This is a genomic window from Butyrivibrio hungatei DSM 14810, assembly GCF_900143205.1.
In the GTDB taxonomy this organism is placed as follows: domain Bacteria; phylum Bacillota; class Clostridia; order Lachnospirales; family Lachnospiraceae; genus Butyrivibrio; species Butyrivibrio hungatei.
Genome location: NZ_FRDH01000003.1, coordinates 45,197 through 68,719 on the forward strand (window position 1 = coordinate 45,197; position 23,523 = coordinate 68,719).

General features: G+C 41.0%; 23 protein-coding genes, 1 pseudogene and 1 riboswitch. All 24 genes and pseudogenes read right to left on the reverse strand.

Annotated elements, in window-relative coordinates:
• Window position 1: 1 nt before the first annotated feature.
• Complete coding sequence (locus BUA02_RS00245) at window positions 2-889, reverse strand: DUF6017 domain-containing protein (RefSeq protein ID WP_072700023.1); 888 nt, start codon at window positions 887-889, stop codon at window positions 2-4.
• Window positions 890-893: 4 nt separating this feature from the next.
• Window positions 894-1,100 carry a hypothetical protein gene (locus BUA02_RS00250; RefSeq protein WP_072700025.1) on the reverse strand — a complete coding sequence of 69 codons (207 nt, stop codon included), beginning with the start codon at window positions 1,098-1,100 and terminating at the stop codon, window positions 894-896.
• Window positions 1,101-1,208: 108 nt separating this feature from the next.
• Window positions 1,209-2,288 carry a DUF5688 family protein gene (locus BUA02_RS00255; protein WP_072700028.1) on the reverse strand — a complete coding sequence of 360 codons (1,080 nt, stop codon included), beginning with the start codon at window positions 2,286-2,288 and terminating at the stop codon, window positions 1,209-1,211.
• Window positions 2,289-2,570: 282 nt separating this feature from the next.
• Entirely contained in the window at window positions 2,571-2,873 is a 303-nt protein-coding gene (locus tag BUA02_RS00260) for a hypothetical protein (protein ID WP_072700030.1), read from the reverse strand.
• A gap of 1 nt (window position 2,874) precedes the next feature.
• Window positions 2,875-3,147 (reverse strand): helix-turn-helix domain-containing protein, encoded by a 273-nt coding sequence (locus tag BUA02_RS16030; protein WP_072700032.1) that lies wholly within the window; start codon window positions 3,145-3,147, stop codon window positions 2,875-2,877.
• A gap of 225 nt (window positions 3,148-3,372) precedes the next feature.
• Complete coding sequence (locus BUA02_RS00270; RefSeq protein ID WP_072700034.1) at window positions 3,373-4,779, reverse strand: MATE family efflux transporter; 1,407 nt, start codon at window positions 4,777-4,779, stop codon at window positions 3,373-3,375.
• 268 nt (window positions 4,780-5,047) lie between these two features.
• Window positions 5,048-6,073 (reverse strand): LacI family DNA-binding transcriptional regulator, encoded by a 1,026-nt coding sequence (locus tag BUA02_RS00275; protein ID WP_072700036.1) that lies wholly within the window; start codon window positions 6,071-6,073, stop codon window positions 5,048-5,050.
• Between the two features lie 9 nt (window positions 6,074-6,082).
• Entirely contained in the window at window positions 6,083-7,405 is a 1,323-nt protein-coding gene (locus BUA02_RS00280) for an MATE family efflux transporter (RefSeq protein WP_072700038.1), read from the reverse strand.
• Window positions 7,406-7,484: 79 nt separating this feature from the next.
• The gene (locus BUA02_RS00285; RefSeq protein ID WP_083572575.1) at window positions 7,485-8,105 is read right to left on the reverse strand and encodes an HD-GYP domain-containing protein; all 621 of its coding nucleotides are present in this window, start codon (window positions 8,103-8,105) and stop codon (window positions 7,485-7,487) included.
• Window positions 8,020-8,655, reverse strand: a complete 636-nt coding sequence (locus tag BUA02_RS00290) for an SIR2 family NAD-dependent protein deacylase (protein WP_330393288.1) — start codon at window positions 8,653-8,655, stop codon at window positions 8,020-8,022. Before BUA02_RS00290 ends, BUA02_RS00285 begins: the two co-directional genes overlap by 86 nt.
• 20 nt (window positions 8,656-8,675) lie before the next feature.
• Window positions 8,676-9,458 (reverse strand): protein-ADP-ribose hydrolase, encoded by a 783-nt coding sequence (locus BUA02_RS00295; RefSeq protein ID WP_072700041.1) that lies wholly within the window; start codon window positions 9,456-9,458, stop codon window positions 8,676-8,678.
• The gene (locus tag BUA02_RS00300; protein WP_072700043.1) at window positions 9,448-10,626 is read right to left on the reverse strand and encodes a helix-turn-helix domain-containing protein; all 1,179 of its coding nucleotides are present in this window, start codon (window positions 10,624-10,626) and stop codon (window positions 9,448-9,450) included. Before BUA02_RS00300 ends, BUA02_RS00295 begins: the two co-directional genes overlap by 11 nt.
• Window positions 10,617-11,057 carry a macro domain-containing protein gene (locus BUA02_RS00305; protein WP_330393289.1) on the reverse strand — a complete coding sequence of 147 codons (441 nt, stop codon included), beginning with the start codon at window positions 11,055-11,057 and terminating at the stop codon, window positions 10,617-10,619. The genes BUA02_RS00300 and BUA02_RS00305 overlap by 10 nt, the downstream gene beginning before the upstream one ends.
• 45 nt (window positions 11,058-11,102) lie before the next feature.
• Window positions 11,103-11,264 (reverse strand): annotated as a pseudogene (locus BUA02_RS16210) (Rrf2 family transcriptional regulator); the annotation flags it as partial.
• Window positions 11,265-11,291: 27 nt separating this feature from the next.
• Window positions 11,292-13,139 carry a serine hydrolase domain-containing protein gene (locus tag BUA02_RS00315; protein ID WP_072700045.1) on the reverse strand — a complete coding sequence of 616 codons (1,848 nt, stop codon included), beginning with the start codon at window positions 13,137-13,139 and terminating at the stop codon, window positions 11,292-11,294.
• Window positions 13,140-13,181: 42 nt separating this feature from the next.
• Window positions 13,182-14,300 carry a helix-turn-helix domain-containing protein gene (locus tag BUA02_RS00320; RefSeq protein WP_072700048.1) on the reverse strand — a complete coding sequence of 373 codons (1,119 nt, stop codon included), beginning with the start codon at window positions 14,298-14,300 and terminating at the stop codon, window positions 13,182-13,184.
• Window positions 14,301-14,465: 165 nt separating this feature from the next.
• Entirely contained in the window at window positions 14,466-15,017 is a 552-nt protein-coding gene (locus tag BUA02_RS00325) for a flavodoxin domain-containing protein (protein ID WP_072700050.1), read from the reverse strand.
• A gap of 11 nt (window positions 15,018-15,028) precedes the next feature.
• Window positions 15,029-15,682 (reverse strand): TetR/AcrR family transcriptional regulator, encoded by a 654-nt coding sequence (locus BUA02_RS00330; protein WP_072700052.1) that lies wholly within the window; start codon window positions 15,680-15,682, stop codon window positions 15,029-15,031.
• A 121-nt stretch (window positions 15,683-15,803) separates the two neighbouring features.
• Window positions 15,804-16,382, reverse strand: a complete 579-nt coding sequence (locus tag BUA02_RS00335; protein WP_072700054.1) for a xanthine phosphoribosyltransferase — start codon at window positions 16,380-16,382, stop codon at window positions 15,804-15,806.
• Window positions 16,383-16,423: 41 nt separating this feature from the next.
• Complete coding sequence (locus tag BUA02_RS00340) at window positions 16,424-17,416, reverse strand: ABC transporter permease (protein WP_071176425.1); 993 nt, start codon at window positions 17,414-17,416, stop codon at window positions 16,424-16,426.
• Complete coding sequence (locus BUA02_RS00345; RefSeq protein ID WP_072700056.1) at window positions 17,416-18,516, reverse strand: ABC transporter permease; 1,101 nt, start codon at window positions 18,514-18,516, stop codon at window positions 17,416-17,418. The genes BUA02_RS00340 and BUA02_RS00345 overlap by 1 nt, the downstream gene beginning before the upstream one ends.
• Before the next feature lie 2 nt (window positions 18,517-18,518).
• Window positions 18,519-20,051: an ABC transporter ATP-binding protein gene (locus tag BUA02_RS00350; RefSeq protein ID WP_083572576.1), complete on the reverse strand. Its 1,533-nt coding sequence runs from the start codon at window positions 20,049-20,051 to the stop codon at window positions 18,519-18,521.
• 99 nt (window positions 20,052-20,150) lie between these two features.
• Complete coding sequence (locus BUA02_RS00355) at window positions 20,151-21,410, reverse strand: BMP family ABC transporter substrate-binding protein (protein WP_072700060.1); 1,260 nt, start codon at window positions 21,408-21,410, stop codon at window positions 20,151-20,153.
• A 146-nt stretch (window positions 21,411-21,556) separates the two neighbouring features.
• A riboswitch (purine riboswitch) is annotated at window positions 21,557-21,658 on the reverse strand.
• A 131-nt stretch (window positions 21,659-21,789) separates the two neighbouring features.
• Window positions 21,790-23,523, reverse strand: coding sequence for an ABC transporter ATP-binding protein (locus BUA02_RS00360; protein ID WP_072701158.1), 1,734 nt, complete (start codon window positions 23,521-23,523; stop codon window positions 21,790-21,792).

Genomic DNA, 23,523 nt, shown 5'->3' on the forward strand with positions numbered 1-23,523 from the left:
GTTAAATACGTCCCTCAGCCATGTCATTGTTGACCATAGCCTGGTAATAACTGTTTATAGTAAGTGGTGCATTATAAATAGCAGCCAAGAGATATTGCTTGATGTTTCTAACTTTTACTGGATTATGCTGCATACAGTCCATGACATACTCAATATGTGATGAATTAAGCTTCAAAAACTGCGACTTCACTATGCCGACAGGCTTATCATCACCAGCAATCCGGATAGTTTTCCTCTTGGAGCAGATCACATCCAGCATCATATCCATAATTGCTTCAAGTGTTTCCTTTTCAAATGGATACCTCTCGTAAAGAATTTCCATACTAAGCTGTTCCATAAGATATTCACGATATGCGTTTCTCTCATCCATATCCTTATCCATATCGTTATCCACATTATTCCCTGATAAGATAGGATTGTTATTACTAATATCAGTATTATTAATCTCAGTATTATTAGAGGATGATTCACATACTTCTAGAGGTATGTCAGACATACTACCCTGAGTATGTTTCTCATACTTCTTGGAATATGAACCACATACCACTATGAAGTTCTTCACATAAATCCTGGTGGGTTTACCCTGGCCCTGCTTTACTCTCTCAATCAGACCTATTCTTTCAAGCTCATCGAGAAGTTTGCAGGATTTCTGATGACATCTGCCAATGGATTTCTCAATACTGGAGATTGTCATGTAGACGAAGATCCTGCCCTGCTCATCAATCCATTTGTTTCTGGCTGATAAAGATACCCGGTCCAAAAGTATCCCGTAGAGGATCTTGGCATCTGAGGACAGGCATCTGAATCTATCATCTGTAAAAAACACTTTCGGAGTTCGGTAAAAGCTGTAACTCTCTGACTGCTCGTTGTAAAAGTAGTCAAATTTCATAGCTTTATGCCTCCTGTGGAGTCACCCTTTTTACAGTTCTGTGTTCTGCCATTATTTTTGCCATACAAGGCCAGCAAAACGCTCTGCCATAGCCATATGGGCACTCATTCTTACAATTCTTTGGATGAGCAACCGGCTCCTTCTGACCGATTACTGATCTTGTGACTGTTTTTGGTGCCCCGCCCATTCCGTTTACGACTGTTTTTGACATATTCTTATCCTTTCCGGGCATAAGAAAAGCGCCAAACCGGAGATTCACTCTCAGCCTGACGCTTTTAGCCCACCAGCTATTGTTTATTTTTTGTTGAAATCTGAAGGATCAGATTGCCTCTCCGCCCTTCGATTTAGCTGCCTTTTCAACTGCTTCCTTCTTTGGCGCTTTAGCAACCTCTTCCTTTTTTGCTTTCAGTTCACCGATCACGGAGCCTTTCTCCTCCTTATCGATGTCCTGGCCTTCACGCTCTGCCTGACGTTCCACAAACTTTTCACCAAGCTCAAAGATCTTAGCCTGGGAATCGTAGTGGTAAACGTTGTCTGTAAGCTTATCAGCAGGAGCAACCTGAGTTGCATTTACTTCCTTTACCATATTCTCAAGATCTGAAAGTCCCATCTTTCCATTGTCAGGAACAATGAGAATTTCATGGATGCTCGAAGGTAAGATATAGAAGTCACCACCTACTCTTTCAGCAGCCTGATCCATGAAGTCCTGATAAGCAAGAACTCCGGCACCGTGAACCTTATCAGGTACAGATGCTACAAAGATCTGTTCATCCTCAGGTCTTACAGGATAGAGCCCCATCATTTCAGCCTGCTCAACTCCCATCATCTCAGCAAGAACTTCGCCCATGCCCTTGATCTCAGCAGGCTTGATACGAGGTGCATTCTCCAGAGCATCTGCATGAAGCTGCTCAGGTGTAACCCCCATGTTCTCAATCATCTGATTAGTAGCAAGGATTGAAGCTCTGCCCTCATCATCAGAATTAAGAACAAATCTGTAAACAACAGCCATGTCTTCAATGTTCTGATGTGGAACATTTTCAAGCATCTCCTTATTAGTTTCAGCAGAAACAACCTCCATGACCAGCTTATCTTTCATCTGATCATAGTCTGTAAGAGAAGCTACGTCGATCTGAGGCTGATTGAGAAAGCCATCTGAAATAGCCTTCACAGCTTTATCTACCACATCATCATAGGAGATGCCGTCCTGCGTTGCTCCGTAGAACTTGTCGATTCCGATGTTCACTCCGATGTTGCTGCCCTCAGGCTTAACCGTCATAGCCTCATAGCTCTCATTGAGCTTGTTTACTGTGTTTACAGTGATGTCAACTTCAGTTCCCAGCTCGTAAAGCTTTTCCTTTACATCTTCAACGAACTGCTCTTTGAAATTTTCATAATCCATAAGTGTGTTTTTCCTTTCTGTTTGCGATTGGCCTTGGATCGTCATCCGCTGGCTGGTTACAGGCATAAGAAAAGCGCCAGACCTATGACTTATTAAATCTAGGCTGACGCTTAAAATACCTTTATTCTTTTGCAAAAGAAAATGGGCTTTGCAACCGGTGCTGTGTTCCGTTCGCTTGACCCATTGTAAATATAACACGTCCAAAATCCATTGAAAAGATGCACCAATGGGGAACTTTTGGGGCACCGATGGGGAAATTATGGGGCACAGACAGGCAAAGGATTATCTCGATAGCATAAATGTGGCTAAAGAGTTCCTTCCAACATCTAATAATGATGAAACAAATGCTGCCAATATAACTACAAGATATCCCATAGCAAGTATAATTCCGAATAATACAGCTGCAAGCCAGGACTTAGTAAAAAGTGCAAGAAGGATACAGATGCCAACAAGTTTCATCGGAAGACCTGCTACATTCTCATAACCGCTTGCTACTATCGTGATCATCAGGCTTAGTAAGCTCATTACAATTATCATTGGAAGAATTATCGGTGCCAATAGGATTTTTACTAATACTCTACTCATATCAGATCCTCCCTTCGCGTTTTTCATTTGCTACCTTATAGGCAATCAAACGAAGTACATAGTCAGGCATCTGTCTACGTCCAAGCTCCCACTCCTGCATAGTTCTATAAGGAACTCCAAGCCACTTGGCAAATTCTGTACGATTCATACCTGACTGTTCCCTGATTACTTTAAACATGTAAGCTGTCTTACGACGCTCAGCGTCTTTGTCATCCTTGTCAGTTCTTTCAACTTCAATCTTGATGCCTTCTACATCATAAATATCTTTCTTCATAGGCTACCTCCGTCAATGTAGTCAATGCGTGTACTTGTCCACCCTCATTTTAATGTAGTCATTGCGTGCATGTCAATGCAAAAAATAAAGCTGACTGCCATAATCGACAATCAGCTTCTTTTACGGGATCTCTATCATGAAAATGTATCTCCCTTTTTACAAAAGTGTTTCTATATGCACAAACTTGAAGTTGTGCGATTAACTTCTGATTATCGACGATGCAAATCAAGCCACTTGTGCTTCTTTAGCGTCATCTTCATCGCTGTTGATTTTGGAGTCAAGCTCTTTTACAACATTTATGGACATCAGAACAACAGCTACTGTAGTTACTATGTCCGCTACAGGAGCTGATAAAAGAGCTCCTTCTACGCCAAAGAACATAGGAAGAAAAATGGCAAGCGGAACACTTAATACAAAGTCCCTGAGTAATGATAGTCCCATAGCCATTACTGGCTTTCCAAGAGACTGAAGGAAAACACTAGTAGACTTCTGAATACATGTCAGAATGATCATTGAAAGGAAAATCCTGAATGAAAGAACCGCAAATTCATTATAAAGACCGTCCTCACTTCCAAATATTGATGTAATCTGAAGAGGGAAAAGCTCAAATAAAAGCACTGAAACCAGCCCTACAATTGCTTCAGCTTTGAGGATTGTTGTAAACAGCTCTTTTACCCTTCTGTATTCTCCTGCTCCATAGTTGTAGCCAACGATAGGCTGAGAACCTGCGGCAATTCCGATACATACCGATACTACTATCTGGAATACCTTCATAACAATTCCTACTACTGTAAGTGGGATATCAGCGCCATACTTACTCATTGCTCCATATTTAACAAGAACATTGTTCATTACACCCATGATTACCACAATAGAGAGTTGTGTTAAGAAACTGCTTATTCCAAGAGGGACAAACTTACCTATTACGACCATATCAGGAGTCATGTTTTTTAAAGTGAGCTTAAAGGTCTTTGCCCTGAAGAGAATGTACACAATTCCGCAGATTGCTGTAACAATCTGACCTGCTATAGTCGCGATAGCAGCTCCCTTCATTCCCATATGAAGGGCGAAAATTGCAACAGGGTCAAGAATCACATTGATGATGCATCCTGCAAGAGTAGTAATCATGGCAAATTTAGGGCTTCCATCAGCCCTGATAATGGAATTAAGGCCATTACCGACAACAAAGAAAGGAATTCCCAAAATGATGTAATCAAAGTACTCATTTGCATATGGAAGGTTGTTCTCAGTAGCTCCAAACGCTGTAAGGATCTGTGACTTAAATACAGCAAAAAGAACTGCCATTATAACTCCGAATGCCACAAGAAGCATTACAACATTGCCCATGCTCTTATTTCCGGACTTCACATCTTTTTTACCCTGACAAAGACTAAGATATGCAGCAGCGCCATCCCCAAGCATCAGAGCAATCGCAAGTGATATAACTGTGATTGGAAAAACAACATTTGTTGCACCATTTCCAAGATATCCTACGCCTCTTCCAATGAAAATCTGGTCCACTATGTTATAAAGTGACGATACGAGCAGCGACATAATGCAGGGAATTGAAAACTTGAGAAGAAGCTTTCCTATCCTCTCTTCTGCTAGATAGTTATTTGTGTTCTGATTCATTTTTACCTCCTTAAAATCCGTAAAAAAAGAACACGGTAAGCGAGTCTTCACTTACACGTGTTCGGTTACAACCCAGTATTCATAAATCGCCTGCCCGCTGGGCGGCATTCAATTACTCGGTTATGATACAGATTTTTTTGAGCTCACGTAATAGTCAGATTTGACAAAAAAATTAGCTTTTTTGAAAATTCCATGCGCCAATAATCAGAGAACTCAACATTTATAAATTCGCCTGTTCTTTCATCTTCGGAAACTCTCTTTATTTCCGTTATTTTTCTCCTCCCGATTCACACAAGTTTCTAACACTTTCTCCCCACACGAGCTTAACAGGAACACACACGCTTTGGGAGAAGCTGCTATCCTGCAGCATCTTAAGAAGCAGTTCCATAGCCATCTTAGCCCTCAGTTCATTATTCTGGTACACAGATGTAAGCACGGGCACAACCCTTTGACAGTCACTGCTTCCGTCAAAGCCAACAACAGAAATATCCTCCGGAACGGATATTCCGCAGCTCTTTAAGAATACCATAATGTCAATTGCATAGTAGTCGGAAACTGCGAATATGGCGGTATATTTCTTTATTTTCTCCAGATTCTTTTGGTAAAAGAGCTGTCTCTTTTCCCTGCTCATCGGAATCATAAGGAAGTCGGCATCCTTCCCGAGGCCACGATTAAGGCCGTTAAATCTGTCAAGGTCCATACATACGTTGTTATCAGAGATGCACAGCACCTTCTTATGTCCATTCTTCTTAAGGTATTCCCCGACCTGTCTGCCGCCGTCAAAGTCATCTATGGTCACGTTGCTGATGCGGCCCTGCTCCTTCATAAAGCCGTCGTAAACAACGAAGGGAATTCTTATGTGATCCCTCAGGTTCTTGTATTCATTCTCGCAAAAGCCGATTATGATAAGACCGTCCAGGTTCCACATTGAAGAAAAGCGCACGGCATCCATGATCTCTTTCGCTTTTTTGAGCATCATGAAGTACCCTGCATTTTCTATTTCGTCGGATAAATAGTTAATGGCAGAACTGATAAAAGGGTCTTCTAAAACTCTTCCCTCATACTTTTCATGGTTGTTGACCACGACTCCGATAATCCTTGAATTGTTTCTGGCCAGGAGCGTAGCAGCCATGTTGGGAATATAGCCGCTTTCCTCTAGCTTTTGCTCGACCCTTTTGATCGTTGCATCGGATATCTTTTTGGTCTTGCCATGCAGTACATTTGATACTGTGGCCGTGCTGACTCCAAGATCATTTGCAATATCTATGATCCTTACTTTGTTCTCATCCCACATTATTTGCCCTTATTCTATGGTGTTCATCCACTTTCTGCTTCTAAACATAAACACAGTTATGATATATCTTACCAGTTCTTCCTGGGACAGTATAAAATACACCCAGACAATCGGAAGCTTGAGATACAGGCCGGTAAAGAGTCCAAGCGGTACTCCCACAAGCCAGGTTCCCAAAAGATCTATTATCATAATGTACTTGGTCCTGCCGCCGCTTCTTATTATACCGCCGCCCAGGATCATGTTCTGGACCTTGACCGGCGCCAGAATTGCAAAGGCAAGAAGCAAAAATCCACCGATCGCAGCGACATTTGCATCAACCTTAAACAGGCCCACATAAAGGCTTCTCAGCAATATCAAGGCTGCTGATAAAATTACCGAGCCAGCAAAGCCATATAGACACAGCTTCCTGGACTCCTCATAGGCCTTGTCATATTCCTGCTCTCCGAGGCGTTTTCCGATGAGGATCCCTGCTGCCTGTGCAAGTCCCGAAAGAGCTCCGATTGACAAGCCCTGGACCGGACCTGTAAGAGACATGCCCGCAAGCTCGTCTGTCCCCATGTGTCCGTAAATAAAGGTATTTACATTCTGTCCCACAGTCCACATAAATTCATTAAACACTATTGGGAACAGGATTGTAATGTACTGTTTTAATTCTACTTCACTTAGTTTGATACAGAAACGGAATTTACAGATCTTATTATAAAATCGGATCATGAGAGCCAGATTAACAACCTGAGATGCCACGCTGGCAATGGCTGCGCCTTTAACTCCAAGAGCCGGTGCACCAAGATGTCCGAAGATCAGGATGAAGTTAAGCGCTGTATTGACGATGGCCGCCACGGCACTGATGTATAAGGGATATTCCGAATGGTCATTGCACCTTATCTGCACCGCCAGAATAGAAGCTATTCCCGAAAGAGGATAAACCAGTGAAACTATGCGTACATAATCGGTTCCGGTCTTAATGACAGCCGCATCCTTCGTAAATATTCCGGTCAGCATCTGCGGAATAAGAAGACATGCCATTGTGGTCAAAAGAGCTATCGCCATCATGACCAGCAGATTCACCGACATACTCACATCGACTTTTTCATCATCCTCTTTTCCCATGTACTGAGAAACCATGATGCCTGTTACCGTTGCCACCGCTCCGCTGACAAAGGCAAAGACAAAGCCCGGCTTACCGCCAACTTCTACAGCAGCTATGGCTGTCTTTCCAAGCTGTCCCACCATAACCTGATCGATCATAGAAAAAGAAGATTGCAGCATGGCCTGTAATGCAACAGGGACTGCAATCTTCATTGATTTTTTGAAAAAAGATTCTTCTGCCATCACTTGCCTCCCCTAATAATCCTTAACAGTATTATTAGTATAAAAAGCCGATGATAGCAATGGGTTAATCGCGTAACCTTTAATCAGGCAGACTCTCATTTCCGGCCGTTTCTCTTGCTTCTACCGCTCTTATTTCACCCTTATCAACCAATCTGAAAAATGCATCAACCACTTCAGGGTTAAGCTGGGTCCCGGAGACTTCTCGGATTATTGACAGCACCTTCTCAAAATCCATTTGCTTACGGTATTGCCTGTCGGAATACATAGCATCAAAACTGTCTGCGACCGCGATAATACGTGCCACCTCAGGAATGTCATTCCCTGAAAGTCCATTGGGATAGCCTTTTCCGTCATGCCTTTCATGATGAGACAGCGCACCTACCGCAAGTTCAGGTACAGCACTTATATCTTTAAGCACTTCGTGTCCCTTTGTAGTATGCTCTTTTATTACGTCATATTCTTCATCTGTAAGTTTACCGGGCTTATTAAGCACAGCTTTCGGAATTCCAACTTTTCCTACATCATGCAACAGACCGATACGATAATACTTTTCAACAGTCTCTTCGTCATACCCCATCTCTTTTGCGATCATGGCTGTATATTTTGCAACTCTCTCAGAATGGCCGTTGGTATACGTATCCTTCATATCTATGACTTTGGCAAAAGCCGCTGATATCTCGGATGCAAAAATAGCGTTCATTATCAAAGTTTTCCCTAATTGCAGGATTCAGACTTTGAAACAGACCAAAATCTCCCTGAGTGTAAAATAATCTTTTCTTATCAAAGCCTGCTTTCTGAAAGCAATGATCCACGTTTGTAGTAATCACAAAGTAATCTATATCCTTAACAAGGTTATAAAGTTTTGTATAAGTATCTTTAGGTGCATCAAGGTATCTGTTGATGTAGATATACCTTGACCAATATGCCCAGAACTCTTCCTTGGTTTTGTATGGATAAAACCCTCCTGAATACATGTCTTGAAAACCATATTTTTCTTCAAAATCAGAAAACCACTTTTTAAACCGGTCTCCACTGTACGTAAACCCTGCGGAAGTAGAAAGTCCTGCCCCGGCTCCAATAACAATAGCATCAGCTGTCTTTATTTCTTCTTTTAATCTGTCAAGCTGCTCTATATCATCATCTTTCCCGAGGGACATACCGCTGTTAAAGCTATGTATGGCACTTAAACCTTTTTTTATTGTATCCTGATAGCCATTTGGCTGAAACGATCTGATCTTAGTCGTTGTCATTATAAAACACTCCTTACAGCTTAACCATTTAACAGTTTTTCATATATTTCAAAATCAATGTCCTTAAAAACATTGAAAACAATCTTCATCTCACTGCCTGTCTCATCAAGCCAGTTTTTAACTGTCTCTACAGCAATCTCAGCAGCTCTCTGATTAGGAAACATGAAAACACCGGTAGAAATGCAGCATAAAGCAATGCTCTTTACGCCATTTTCTTCTGCTATATCAAGACATGATTTATAGCAGGATGCCAAAAGCTGCTCATGTTTTTTAGTCAGAGGTCCTTGAACTATAGGACCTACTGTATGAATAACATAATCACAAGGTAAATTATATGCCGGAGTGATTTTGGCCTGACCTGCAGGTTCAGGATGCCCCTGCTTTTCCATTATGCAGTTACACTTGTAGCGGAGGCCAAGCCCAGCTTTCGAGTGAATAATGTTATCTGCGCAGGAATGAAGAATTTGCCAGCATCCTGTGAGCCCACTGTTCGCAGGATTTACGATAGCTCCAATCTTTAACGTAGTCATATCACCTTGCCAAAGAATGATTCTATCATCACCTTTTATAGGTGGTAAGCTTTGTACATTAACTATGCCAGCTAATCTATTTTCCTCAGATAAATAATCGTCATGAATTTTCCAAAACTCGTCATCATAATCCTTTGGAATCCAAATATTCATAAGTCCGCGCAGCAAATCCTTTTGCCCCTGTTTGTCCTTAGGTATTGGATAATTGCTAAGCTGACTATCTTCTTTCTGTAATTCCTGTATCAACCAAATTCTTTGTTCATCATGATTCATCTAAAGATAGCCCCCTTTCTTCCGCATATTTCTTTAATATATTGTAATTATCTCTGCTAGGAATAAACCTTCCTTGCTCCCAATTAGCTAAAGATGATCTTGACACATCCAATTCCTTAGCAAATTCTCCCTGTAGCATTCCGCATTGTTTTCGTATACTTCTTATTACTTTACTATATCCACTATTACAGAATAGCTCATAATCATCACCAATCAATTCCGGAGTCTCATTTAACTCCGCAATGGTAATTCCTTTTTCCTTAGCTATTCTCTCTATAGTTTTGAAGTACTTAAGCTCTGGAGTACAAATACCTCTTTCCCATCTACAGACTGCTTCTCCAGTACACCCAATAAGATTTCCCAAAGCATAGGTTGTCATTCCATATGCCATTCTGATACTCTTTATTTTCTTATTGCAGTCTTTCTCTATAAATCTTTGAAAATCACTTCCAAAATAGGACGGATTTGCATTTAATCTATCAAGTTCAATACCACAGGCGATAGCAGTTTCTTTTATAGCTGGAAAATACTTTCTTAAAGGTCTTACACATTCTATCTCCCAATGCTCCAGAGTTTGTTTGTCACATCCTATCACTGATGCATATTCTTCCAAGAGCATACCATGTGCTAACCTAATTTGTTTAATCTTCAGACCCCAATTGCTTTCAACAAAAGTATTGTACTCATCTCTATATTCAGCAGGATTATCCATCAGCCTATTAAAATCAATTCCAATGCTCACTGCAAGATTTTTTATCTTATTGAAACTTTCTTCGTTTGGATGGAAACCCGTGCATTCAGATTCCCATGCTGATAGCCTGCTTCTGTTTACACTGATAAGATCTGAAAACTCTTGTTGAGTCATACCATACATCTCTCGTATTTTTGCAATGCAAATACCATAACCAGGTTTGCAAAATCGAGTATGCTCATTAAGAAGTTCATCCGGATTAATATTGAGAATTTCGCCAAGCTTGACTGCATCTTTATAATGAATTGGATTGAATCCTCTCTCCAAATCCACTATTCCATATGCCCTCTTATATCCAAGTTTATCTGCCAATTCCTGATGACTAATTCCACGGTTCACTCTATGATACAAAAGAATTTCTCCAGGAGTAGCATCTTCAGAAGGCTTTTCTACAGGTAATGCAAGGTTTACGAGCACCTTGCCATTCTTTTGTTGTATGCCTGTGTGATTGAGGTAGGTGCCGCTTTATCTATGCAAGTATGCATCGGGACAAAACAACCGAGCATCTGCGAATTAGCAGCATTAACAATAGCATCCACCGAAAGTCTTGTGATATCTCCTTGCCAGACAGAAAGTCCATCCCTGATAACCGGGATGTCTGACAGATTCACCACACCCTTTTCAGCCGCTCTTTCTGTCAGATATTCATCCTGTACTTTCATTACTTCAGAGGACAATTCTTTTGGCATACGGATGTTCATAAGCGACCTTAAGATTCGTCTTTTATCTTCCGTACTATTTGGAGTCTGTAATTCCTTATATTCAGCAGAATCTGCCTTGAACTCTTCTACAAGATAATCAAGACGTTCTTCCTGTGTTGTATTCTTTGGCATAGCCTTAGTTTCCATATTCCACATCCTTCTAAAAAAGGCTCTGAAGTATACACCTCAGAGTCTCATTGTTAATATTCCGCCTGTTCCTCTGATAACATTTATTAACCCTGCGTTCTTAAGCTGAGTAAGTATCTTTCTAATGATGACAGGATTCGTATTTATACTGGCTGCAAGAAAATCGCTCGTTACCTTGTGTTCATCTTTAAATGTATCCAGGTGCAGATAAACACCTGGACTATTATCCTGAAATTAAACACTCCAAAATTTCATTAATTCAAATACTACCATTGCCGTCGCGAAAGAAGCATTGCCGAGTACGTTTACTATGTACTTAAACTTGCCCTTCCCGCCCTTTGTGAGAGCTTTGACGGATACAAATGCTGACGCGAGACATACTGCAAAGCAAAGCATCTGCACGAAGCAGCCAATGATGCCCTGCGGCTTATACAGTCCGTACTGCGCTCTCAACACACTAAGCCAAAAACCGATGACACCGGCAGAGACAATCTTAGCGATCTGCGCTACCGTTATGATCTTTGAACCTGCGTAGGGCTTATTCTTCTTGGCAATTACTCTGATGAGCTTTATGATAAGAAGCACGGCTGCAACAAGTACGATCAACACATAAAGACACATCAATATAAGCTCAGCCACTAGTCCCTTCTCTGTAACATAACCGGAAGACGCGACACCGAACACGCGAGTGCCGTCATCGAGAACCTTATACTCCGCCGCCATTCCGAACGAATCATCTTGTAAGTAAAAAGCATCCTCGGCAAATCTTGTAATGGTATACATGCCCGCGACGTCGTACTCTTCTTCGCTTACACGTGTGATCGGCATGAGTCCCAACATCGACATGAATCTTAACGGACCGCGCCTCCACGACTTCGCGCTGATGCACAGCCCCGAAAGATCCTGTGAAGTAAAGTCGCCGCCTATCGTCTCCGGGATCTGAATGACAGGATCACCGAACACGAGCTCAGCCATGGCCTGATGAGGCTTTCCGCTGCCGTTCATAAGAGTAACCACACCGATTCCGCTTTCGGGATCGAACTCAAGGTTAGCGGAGCCGCCGTTGGTTCCTCCGTTGTGACCCAATGTGGTTGCATATTCATAATCGTCAGGCCAGAATCCGTGACAGCCGAAAGCAATATCAGTACTGCCGCAGAACATCGTTGCAGAGAACAATTCATCTCTTGTGGACTCATTCTCGAACAGAGGATTCTCGTCTGACACAAGTGCGGAACAGTAAAGTGCCATATCCTCGATCGTACCGCAGGCAGCACCTGCAGGATACGGTAAGATGAAGCAAAGCTGATGACCGTTAGATGCCCAGGAATCAGCGGCTCGTTGATAATTCACGAACTGCTGTCTTCTCTCGTAAACCCACTCGTTATCGTTATGTGTCGGTCCGATGGCAGTGTGCTCCATACCGAGCAAATCGAAGATATGCTCATGTATATAATCCTCATAAGACTGGCCGGTGATGCACTCGACTACATAGCCGGCAAGTGCCGCTCCATAGTTGCTGTAGGAAGAAACCTCGCCCGGGCGGTACATTTGTACCGGCTCTGCATACTGCAAAGCTTCCCCCAGATCCATGATGTCATTCTCATCTGTGGACTGCATCGCCCATGTCGCCTCGCCCCAGCCGGCATTGTGGTTCATGAGGTTCAACATGGTGATGGGATCGTCATATCTTAAGTTATGGAAGAAGCCTTCCGGCAGGTAATTACGGATGTCCTCGTTAAGGTCTATCCTTCCCTGCTCCCACAACTGCATTACACTAACCCAGACCATTGTCTTGGAGCAAGACCCCCACTCATAAACAGTATCATCAGGTGTCGCCTCGATTCCGTTCTCAATGTCGATATATCCGAACGCCCCCGAATAGACCAATTCATCGCCTTTTACGACTGCTACCGCGAATGACGGATACTCGTTCTCATTCTCTGAAGCCCACTGTTCGATACGACTTCCTACTTCATCGATTGGGATGCCAGAGGGCGTCTCATTCTGGGCCGCCATTGTCGTAATGGACATACAGGCGAGCATCGAGGCAGTTGTTAAACATGCAATTATCTTCTTAAGCATATCTATTCCTCCATCATTTCGACAAATCTCGAGTTGTTGATTTCACTGCCTTTCATTCATCTTTTTATAATAATCTGAATCGGAAGTTGCATCAAAGCCATCAAGTAAATACTCTTCCGGAATAAACTTTGTATAATCAAGATCCATGTAATAGTTACAGAATATCTGCTCTCCATATATTATTCTGCCTTTGCCATCAGTGAGCGCATACACAAATCCATTGTAAGAATCCGCATTTACTGCAAGCAGGTCATAAGTTTTCTCTTCTTCAACGCAATAATATCCTATATACTCTGTAGACTCATATCCTTTTAATCTCTCTACCTCTTTTGCATATGCATCCGAAGAGTAATCCACAACCATATATCCTAAAAACTGCGCATCCCATGGGTTATAGTAGACCATCTTAAAATCAGCCACATCCATGGAATCTGTTATTTCTGAAGGCCATATAGTTTCGTCCATTCCCCACTTGGTCCACACTGTATCCACGCCCTTTTCATAAGCTCCGTTTGAGAAGTTCATAAACTCATTGTAACGGGACACATCGTCATATTCTTCAATAGGAGCTGATTTAAAAGAAAAAAGCAGGACCCCCACAATAACAGTCATAACAACTACTCGCCAAAAAGCTGCTATAAGGCCCACTATAGTAACAATTTTTATTCCGCGAACAAGCTTTTTATTTCCTGCTATTTTTTCCAATAGTCCGGTCACATAGAGCGTAACGATTGCCATTATAACCAGAGCGATAAAGGTAACAGCAAGCACGACTTTGTTGATCTGATCTGCATCTACGTTAAAAGTCTGTATGCCAATTGATAATAGTAAAACCAATACTCCTATAAAACTGATTATCTGAACACTCTTAAGTAGTTTACCTTTTTCTTCACTAGCATAATCAGCCATCTTTGTGGCTACTTCTCTTACTTCTTTATCCATCATCTCGCTTTTTCTTTCTCCTTCGATTATTTCTCTGACATCAACATCATAGAAATCCGCAATTTCAACCAATAATGAAATGTCCGGTAGATTGGTTCCGTTTTCCCATCTCGATATGGTTCTTGAGCTTACATTAAAAACCTGTGCAAGCTGTTCCTGTGTCATTTGCTTTTCATGTCTTAATTCTTTTAAAAATCTGCCGGTCTTTTGTTGATCCAATTATTGATTACCTCCTCTCCTTGGATAGTTGAAGTATATTAAACCTATCCGTGCATTACCACGACACAAAGCGAGAAATGCCGTATTTATGCACCGGACAAGGTATGTCTGGTAGTTCCAAAGGTACTGGTCTATTCTTCCTGTGTGGTATTCTTAGCCATAATTTTATACAGCCTTTTCCTCGTTTATTTCTGTAAGATATGCTGCAATAGGCTCTATATACTTGATATCTGATATGTCATAGGATGAAGCCATCCTCTCAAACATCTCTTTTTGTTCACTGGTTGCATCTTTTTTATTTTTTACAGCAGAAACAAACATCTTCATAGTGATCCTTGTAGGGGCACTCATCTTTTCGTAATTCATTCCGCCCTGACAGTAAAACACCTTAATATATTCACTCTGAGGGTCAGTGAGCGCATTCTTAAGAAGTGCATCCACCTGAGGCTCTCCATTTGGAGTTCCTCCAACACAAAACATAGCAAGTTTCTTGTTTTTCCAGCTCTCAGCTTTTTCAAGGAACCACTTTGACTTCACAATCTTTTCAGCCATAGCCCATCCACCATAGCAAATTGCGTCATAGCCGTCGAAAAAATCATTTTCCTTTTTTTGCGCATCCTTAAGCTCAAGTACATCTCCATCTACTTTACCAGCAAGCCACAAAGCGTATCTCTTTGTAAATCCGGTCTGCGATGTGTAAATAATAAGTGTTTTCATTTTTCTCCTCCTCATTTGAATCCGTATCTTATCAAAAATGTATCTATATGCTTTTCTATTGTTTGAAGTGCTTCTTTCTTTTTCCTTGGTTCCCTGTCTATCAGTTGAATCATGATAGTTATCGGTGATAGAAATTCCAGCGCGATTATCTTCGCGTCACCTTCTATCATTTGTCCATTATCCATCATCCTTTGAAAAATCGAAGCATATAAATTCTGAAGATATGTTAGTTGATGCCAGGTTGCCAGCTTAGCAAAAGTTGCATTTCTATATTGTTCCATGGTAACGAGTCTTCGCATCTTTTTAGCTGTGTCATTTTTAAGCGTAAAATCCAAAGACTTTAAAACGTACTCCTTCAGTTCCTCTTTGGAATTGATCAGATCTGGCAGCTCATCAGGCGCTCCGCTGATCATACCTTTGACATACTCCGCTTCTGAGCTTTCTATTACCGCTTTTAAAAGTTCCTCTTTATTCTTGAAATATTTGTAAATCGTCGGTCCCTTTATTCCAATAGATTCAGCGATCTCATCAACACTTGTCCCATCATATCCTTTTATGGAAAAGATATTTCTTGCCGCTTCTATCAGTGGTTCCTTAGCATTTGTCCTTGCCATATAGCCACGCTTTCTACACTTTTTATCTTTTACTGGTGTTTTTCTAACCATCGTTACCTATTATATGGTAACGCACGTTAACTGTCAATAAACCATGATGCCCGTGTTCATGGGTAAAAAAATAGGAGGCAACATATGCCTCCTGCTTTACATTTACCAGACAGTAAAGGATTCAATTTCTAAAATTAATCTTACCTGTTTCAGGGTCCATTCCATCAACTATTGCGAGAGATTCAAGTTTGTAGCCCAGATTTCTGATTATCTGTCCACCTGACTGGAAGCCCTTTTCAATAGCTATACCAATTCCTGCCACAGAGGCACCAGCGCTGTTTATTATTGAGATAAGTCCCTGCAATGCACATCCATTTGCCAGAAAATCATCGATGATAAGGACCTTATCATTTTCATTAAGGAACTTTTTGGATACGATCACATTGTTCTTGTTTTTGTGGGTAAAAGACTCTACTTCTGCAGTATACATTTCGCCATCAAGGTTTACACTCTGAGACTTTTTGGCAAATACCACAGGAACATTAAAATGCCTTGCTGCCACGCAGGCAATACCTATGCCTGATGCTTCGATAGTCAGGATCTTATTTATCTCAACACCTTCAAATCTTTTTGCCCATTCTGCGCCCATCTGATCAAAAAGCTCAACGTCCAATTGATGATTTAAGAAACTGTCTACCTTTAATATGTTGCCTTCCTTAACAACACCGTCTTTAATAATTCTCTCTTCAAGAAAATTCATCTCTCTACCTTCTTTGCTTGTATATTCAGAATAAAAGATCTTTATCTTTCTTCACGGAAATAATTGGTTCCAAGACTCTTTGGAGGCTGGTCTTCCTTTTTGTTCCTCATACTGGTAATAACAAGGACCACAAGAGTAACAATATAAGGGATCATCTTGTACAGCTCTTTGTATTCAGTATGTGTACCTGAAGGAAGATACAGGTATAAAATGTAAAGTCCGCCAAAAAGAATTGAGGACAAAATACCAATATCAGGCTTCCATATTGTAAAGATAACCAGCGCAATAGCCAGCCATCCTCTATCTCCGAAAGCATCATTAGACCATACACCGCATGCATAATCCATTACATAATATAATCCGCCAAGTCCAGCTATCATACAGCCAAGACATGTTGAGACATATTTGTATTTTTTTACATCGATTCCAGCTGCGTCCGCTGCTGCAGGATCTTCGCCAACAGCACGAAGGTGAAGGCCTACTCTTGTCTTTTTAAGCACATAGGCACAGATCAAAGCAATGATAATAGCTACATATGCCAAAAATCCGTATGATAAGAACACTTTGCCAAACCAGCCTGTTTTTGATGCAAAAGGAAGACTCTTACTAAAATATGCAGAGGTTGCTGACAATGAAATTGATGGAACGTCAGCACCTGCAAGCTTTATTAGTGATCCGCCAAAGAAATTTCCAAAGCCTATACCAAAGGTCGTCATTGCAAGACCTGTAACATTCTGATTAGCTCTTAAGCTAACTGTCAAAAAGCAGTATAACAATCCCATTAAAAATGAGCCTATAAGTGCACAGATAAGTGGTATAAATATTGCCAGGAAACCATTGAGCTGTCCTGAAGGAACTGACTGTTCATAGAAAAAAGATCCTATAACACCGCTTATTGCGCCAACATACATCACTCCAGGAATTCCAAGATTTAAGTTTCCTGATTTTTCTGTGATCGTCTCACCTGTACTTCCAAGAAGCAGAGGAACGCCCTGCTGTACAGCTCTTGGTATAAAAGCAACCAAACTAAACATTATGCGTTCTCCTTTCCTAAATCTTTACGTACTACAATCTTATATCTTATAAAAAACTCACATCCAATAATAAAGAACAAGATGATTCCAGTCAGAATATCTGCAAAGCTCTGATTAAGCTCAAAGGCTGTAGATATTTCGCTGGCGCCTCTGCCCATGAAGATGATAAGAAGGCTAGTAAAGATCATTGCAATCGGATTAAACTTGGCAAGCCATGAAACCATAACACCTGTAAAGCCCTGGCCATCAGAAATAGTTGTGGTTATCGTATGGTTAATACCTCCAACCAAAAGAAGTCCTGCCAAGCCGCAGATTGCTCCAGATAGTAGCATGGTCCTGATAATAACCTTCTCAACGCTGATACCTACGTATCTAGCTGTATTCTGGCTTTCACCAACTACTTCTATCTCATATCCATGTTTGGTATATTTCAGATAGATCATCATTCCAATAGTTACAACGGTAGCAACGATAATACTTAAAAGATATTTGTTGCCAACATTTGGAAGCCAGCCAACGTTTGAATTCTGGTTAATGATACCAATCTTACCTGATCCCTTAGGAACTTCCCAAACTATAGTAAAGTACGCCACAAGCTGAGTTGCGATATAGTTCATCATCAGGGTTGAAAGAGTTTCATTTGTATTCCACATAGCTTTAAAAAGTGCTGGGATAACTCCCCATATAGCACCTGCCAATATAGAAGTAACGATCATAAGAAGGATCACAACTGCATTTGGAAGCTTATCCGCTAATGTGATCATACAAGTTGCAGCCGCAAGACCTCCCATAAGTACCTGTCCTTCACCACCGACATTCCAAAACTGCATTTTAAATGCAGGTGTAAGTGCCAGAGAAATAATAAGAAGAACAGCAACATACTGCAGTGTTATCCAGGTTTTTCTCTGGGTACCAAATGCCCCTTTGAAGATTGTTGCAAATATGGATATTGGATTGTCGCCTGTGCAGACCATAGTGATTATTGCGCATAACAAAAGAGCTGACAGAATTGCAACTACTCTAATGATCCACGCTTCTTTGCCGCTGATATCTGCTCTTTTTACAATATGATAACGAGGCTCTTTTACTTTCTGTTCCATTATTAAGCCTCTCCTTTCTGTGTCATCATTGATCCAAGTGTATATTTATCGGTATTTCTTCCATCTACTATTCCTGTAACCTTACCACCGCAAAGAACAAGGATCCTGTCGCAAAGTTCAACAAGAACATCCAGATCTTCTCCTACAAAGAGTACCGCTGCTCCACGTTTCTTTTGCTGGTTGATAAGGTCATAGATCTGGTAGGAAGAACTGATGTCAAGACCTCTTACCGCATATGCTGTCAAAAGTACCTTAGGCCTTGAAGATATCTCTCTTCCAACAAGGACCTTTTGTACATTTCCGCCAGATAAAAGTCGTACTGGTGTGTCGATACTTGGAGTTGCTACCTGAAGCTTATCTACAACCTTCCTCGCAAGTTCTCTAGGCTGTTTTTTCTCAGTAAAGAATCTTGACTTACCGTTTCTATAGGACCTGAGCATCATATTATCAGCAAGATTCATGTTTCCAACAAGTCCCATTCCCAGTCTATCTTCAGGAACAAATGAAAGCTTTACGCCAAGTTCAGAAATTTCTCTTGGAGATTTACCAAGAAGTTCCTCTGTCCTTCCATCCTGATGGATATATGTGATCTTTCCCTCTTTAACAATCTCAAGACCTGCAATTGCACGGAGAAGTTCCTTTTGTCCACAGCCTGATATTCCTGCAATACCAAGAATTTCTCCTGTGTTAGCAGTAAAAGAAACATCATCAAGCTTAACTAATCCCTCTTCGTCAACAACAGTAAGATTCTCTACTGTGATGCGAGGCTTAGGATCTACTGGTTCAGGTCTTTCAATATTAAGAGAAACAGAATGACCTACCATCATATCAGTCATCTCCTGGGCATTGGTCTTGCTTGTCTTCATGTCATTAATGAATTCTCCATGACGCAGAACTGCAACTCTGTCAGATATGCTCTGTACCTCGTTTAGCTTGTGAGTAATGATAACTATGGATTTTCCATCATGCTTCATATTGCGCATGACATTAAAAAGTTTCTCGGTTTCCTGAGGCGTCAGTACGGCTGTAGGTTCATCCAATATTAAAATATCAGCTCCCCTGTAAAGTACCTTAACGATCTCAACTGTCTGCTTTTCAGAAACGGACATATCATATATCTTCTTTTTGGTATTGATCTCGAATCCGTACTTGTCGCAGATTTCTTTGATCCTCTTTTCAGCCTCTTTTATATTAAGCTTACCTTCAAGACCAAGAATAATGTTCTCTGTCGCATTAAATACATCAATAAGCTTAAAGTGCTGATGAACCATTCCTATTCCCAGATCAAAAGCATCTCTAGGAGAGCGGATAACAGCCTCTTTGCCGTTTATGATTATCTGACCGGCATCAGGATAATAGATTCCCGCAAGCATATTCATAAGAGTGGTCTTTCCACTTCCATTCTCACCAAGAAGAGATAATATCTCGCCCTTATAAACATCGAGATTAACATTACTATTTGCCGTTACATCACCAAAAGACTTTGTAATGCCACGAAGCAATATGGCTACTTCCCTATTTTCCACAATTATCACCTTTCAAAATTTCTTTATAGACTAAAAATAGGAAATCTTTGTGAGCACAGAATTATCTGTGCTTCTACAAAGATTTCCTCAAATTACATAATGTAATAATTAATATGCAGTATCAAGAAGTGAAATTCCGTCGATCTGTAAATCGAAGTAAGGAGCTGAACGGAATTCTGAACCAGACTCTGCAAAGTAACCATCAGTGATAACTTCTGTATCAGCTGTATAATCAGCATCTGTATCAACATCAGCCATGTATGATGTAAGTGTCTCACCGTTTACAGTAAATGTAGTTGTATCAAATACATGAAGTGTTCCTGCATTCATAGCCTTTTCAGCCTCTGCAATTGCATCAGCTGTACCCTCTGCTGCTGCATCTCCAAGGTCTGTAAGAACAACTGAACCTGTCTCAAGTGTTCCAACCCAGTCAGTATCAATTGCTTTTCCATTTGCTACAGAGTCGATGATGTATGCAAAATATGGAGCCCAATCAATTCTTGAAGAAACAATGAATGTGTTAGGGCAAGCAGATGCTGTGCTTCCGTTGTAAGATACATCAGGTACACCAGCCTTTTCACATGCTGTAGGAGCACCCATTGAATCAGCGTGCTGTGAAAGAAGTACGCAGCCATCTTCGATAAGCTTGTTAGCGCCTTCCTTTTCAGCTGTCTCATCGTACCAAGAACCTGTGAAAGTTACTTCCATTGTAGCTGATGGGCAAACTGAACGTGCGCCAAGGAAGAAGGATGTATAACCTGAGATAACCTCTGCATATGTGTAAGCACCAACATAACCAATCTTTGTCTGGTCTTCTGTGATCTCACCATTTGCGATCATCTCATTAAGCTTCATTCCTGCAGCGATACCTGCAAGATAACGTCCCTCATAGATTGTAGCAAAAGCGTTGTGGTAGTTTGAAAGATTCTCAGTATGTGCCTTTGTACCTGTTGCATGGCAGAACTGAACTTCAGGATATTCCTTAGCTGCCTCGATCATATAATCTTCATGACCAAATGAATCTGCAAAAACGATATCGCAACCTGCATCTGCAAGCTCACATGCAGCCTCATAGCACTCCTGTCCCTCAGGAATATTTGTCTTGAACATATATTCAACACCTGCAGCCTTGCAAGCCTCTGTAGCACCGTTGATAAAGTTAAGATCGTATGTTGAATTCTCATCGTGTAAGAAAATAAATCCAACCTTTACGTCTGATGCAGCTGTCTGCTCTGCACCTTCTGTTTCAGTAGCCTCAGATGCTGTCTCTGCTTCTTTTTCTGTTCCAGTCTCGTTTGAGCAAGCAACTAATGACATTACCATTGTTGCAGCAAGAACTGCTGACAATACCTTTTTAATCTTTTTCATCTCATCCTCCTATTTTGTTACCGTGCACAGGTCATTTGTAAGGATGTTTTTTCTACGCTTTTTCTGAAATAAAAAATAGGCGTAGAGCCAACGTTTCTACGCCTATCTGATTTGATATCTTCAACAATTAATATAATAAACTATTGTATATGCATCAAACACTCGATAGTCCGGTAATTTACGGTAACCGGGTAGAAACATCAAATCCATATCATTTGACCTATATCGATAAAATACCCGCTTATATTAGCAAAGTAACATCAAGATTACAAGCTTTTTTTAATCTTTTTAATAGCAAATTTTGACTAGTTTTCAATTTACATAAATTTCCTCACAAAAAGGGAGCAGCAATGCTGCTCCCCACAACAAGTCCACACCCTCACGCAAGTTTCCAGTTATCTGACTGCATCTGCATAGAGATCATATGACTGTATATTCCATTTTCTTCTTTTAATTTGACAGGGCTTCCAAACTCTGCAACCTTACCGTTCTTGAGAACTACAATCTTGTCGGCACCATCTACAGTACGCATACGGTGAGCAATGATGAGTACAGTCTTATCTTTTATAAGCTTACTGATAGCTTCCTGAATAACTGACTCGTTATCAACATCAAGAGACGCTGTTGCTTCATCCATGAGAATGATAGGTGCATCCTTAAGGAATGCTCTTGCTATAGATATTCTCTGACGCTCTCCACCTGAAAGTTCTGAACCATTTTCACCTATAAGAGTATTGTAGCCATCAGGAAGCTTTTTGATGAATTCCTCACAGTGGGCAAGTCTTGCAGCTTTTTTAACCTCCTCATCTGTAGCATCTTTTCTTCCTATCCTGATATTCTCAAGAACCGTATTATTAAACAGTGTTACATCCTGGAACACTATTGAGTACATTGATAAAAGAGTTTCCGGATCGATCTTACTAACGTCCATACCGCCTACAGTGATGCGTCCGCTTCCGATATCCCAAAATCTTGCTGCAAGCCTTGATACTGTAGTCTTGCCGCCACCAGAAGGGCCAATAAGAGCTGTGACTTCGCCCTGCTTTGCTACAAAGCTGACATCACTAAGTACTGTCTCGCCGTCATCATAAGCAAACTTAACATTCTGAAACTCAATATCATAGCCGTTATTAGAAAGCTTCTCTACTCCAATCTGCTCATCATGTGTTAATATCTCATCCATTCTCTCACACTGGGTATCTGTAGCGATAAGAGCTGAGAAATTCTGAAGAGCAATCTGAAGAGGCTCATACATTCTTGATACTACCAGCAGGAACATGAAGAATGTAACTATGTTGATATCTCCTTTTATCAAAAGAGTTGAACCAACGATAGCCACAGTTCCAATGCCGAATTTAAGGATCATCTGGGCATTGCACACAAATGCTGCATTAAGGAACTCTGAAAAGATATTGTGCTCTTCTACAGCTTTTATCTTTTTGTTAAGTCCTTCAAGGTATGTATCCTGGGCATTATAAGCCTTGAGATCTCGAACTGTCTCAAGCGCTTCCTGAATACCATCAAGGCAGGCAACCTTGTATCTGTTACCTCTTCTGTTTACCTTATGCATTACATTTCTAGATGTAAATACAATGATAAAAGAAACAGGAAGTACCCAAACTGCTGCCAGTGCCATTCTAGGTTCATAAAAGAAAAGGCTAATAACAACTATAGTAGTTGAAATAAAGGCTCCGATCAGTTCAGGAAGCCAATGTGAAGAAGCTGTCTCTAACAGTGCACAGTCAGCCATTATGGTATTTGTAAGGTCTGCCAGATCTTTTTTGCCAAAGAATGAAAGCGGGATTTTTCTAAGTTTCTCAGCAAGTGAACGCCTTCTAACACCGCTCTCTACATATGTTGAAAAGAATGTTGCATTGTACTGAAGGTATTCTGTTCCAGCAACGGCAAGCAAACAAACGATAGTTCCAATTACATATATCATGATATGAGACTTTGGAAGTTCTCTATTAAAAAGATCGCAGGTCAAAAAATAAAGAAGTCCAACAGGCATCATCTGAGCAAAATTTGCTAATGTGCATGCTCCGATCGCCTTTATCATATCCTTGGCTCCCTGCTCAGAGAGCGCGTATTTATGCTGCATTTTTTCTATTAT

Bases quoted from the DNA above. Each gene is read 5' to 3' on its own strand.
- BUA02_RS00345 (WP_072700056.1), bottom strand. From the start codon at position 18,516: ATGGAACAGAAAGTAAAAGAGCCTCGTTATCATATTGTAAAAAGAGCA.
- BUA02_RS00285 (WP_083572575.1), bottom strand. From the start codon at position 8,105: ATGAACGCTATTTTTGCATCCGAGATATCAGCGGCTTTTGCCAAAGTC.
- BUA02_RS00335 (WP_072700054.1), bottom strand. From the start codon at position 16,382: ATGAATTTTCTTGAAGAGAGAATTATTAAAGACGGTGTTGTTAAGGAA.
- BUA02_RS00315 (WP_072700045.1), bottom strand. From the start codon at position 13,139: ATGCTTAAGAAGATAATTGCATGTTTAACAACTGCCTCGATGCTCGCC.
- BUA02_RS00255 (WP_072700028.1), bottom strand. From the start codon at position 2,288: ATGGATTATGAAAATTTCAAAGAGCAGTTCGTTGAAGATGTAAAGGAA.
- BUA02_RS00275 (WP_072700036.1), bottom strand. From the start codon at position 6,073: ATGTGGGATGAGAACAAAGTAAGGATCATAGATATTGCAAATGATCTT.
- BUA02_RS16030 (WP_072700032.1), bottom strand. From the start codon at position 3,147: ATGAAGAAAGATATTTATGATGTAGAAGGCATCAAGATTGAAGTTGAA.
- BUA02_RS00280 (WP_072700038.1), bottom strand. From the start codon at position 7,405: ATGGCAGAAGAATCTTTTTTCAAAAAATCAATGAAGATTGCAGTCCCT.
- BUA02_RS00250 (WP_072700025.1), bottom strand. From the start codon at position 1,100: ATGTCAAAAACAGTCGTAAACGGAATGGGCGGGGCACCAAAAACAGTC.
- BUA02_RS00270 (WP_072700034.1), bottom strand. From the start codon at position 4,779: ATGAATCAGAACACAAATAACTATCTAGCAGAAGAGAGGATAGGAAAG.
- BUA02_RS00330 (WP_072700052.1), bottom strand. From the start codon at position 15,682: ATGGTTAGAAAAACACCAGTAAAAGATAAAAAGTGTAGAAAGCGTGGC.
- BUA02_RS00260 (WP_072700030.1), bottom strand. From the start codon at position 2,873: ATGAGTAGAGTATTAGTAAAAATCCTATTGGCACCGATAATTCTTCCA.
- BUA02_RS00290 (WP_330393288.1), bottom strand. From the start codon at position 8,655: ATGACAACGACTAAGATCAGATCGTTTCAGCCAAATGGCTATCAGGAT.
- BUA02_RS00325 (WP_072700050.1), bottom strand. From the start codon at position 15,017: ATGAAAACACTTATTATTTACACATCGCAGACCGGATTTACAAAGAGA.
- BUA02_RS00355 (WP_072700060.1), bottom strand. From the start codon at position 21,410: ATGAAAAAGATTAAAAAGGTATTGTCAGCAGTTCTTGCTGCAACAATG.
- BUA02_RS00295 (WP_072700041.1), bottom strand. From the start codon at position 9,458: ATGAATCATGATGAACAAAGAATTTGGTTGATACAGGAATTACAGAAA.
- BUA02_RS00305 (WP_330393289.1), bottom strand. From the start codon at position 11,057: ATGGAAACTAAGGCTATGCCAAAGAATACAACACAGGAAGAACGTCTT.
- BUA02_RS00245 (WP_072700023.1), bottom strand. From the start codon at position 889: ATGAAATTTGACTACTTTTACAACGAGCAGTCAGAGAGTTACAGCTTT.
- BUA02_RS00340 (WP_071176425.1), bottom strand. From the start codon at position 17,416: ATGTTTAGTTTGGTTGCTTTTATACCAAGAGCTGTACAGCAGGGCGTT.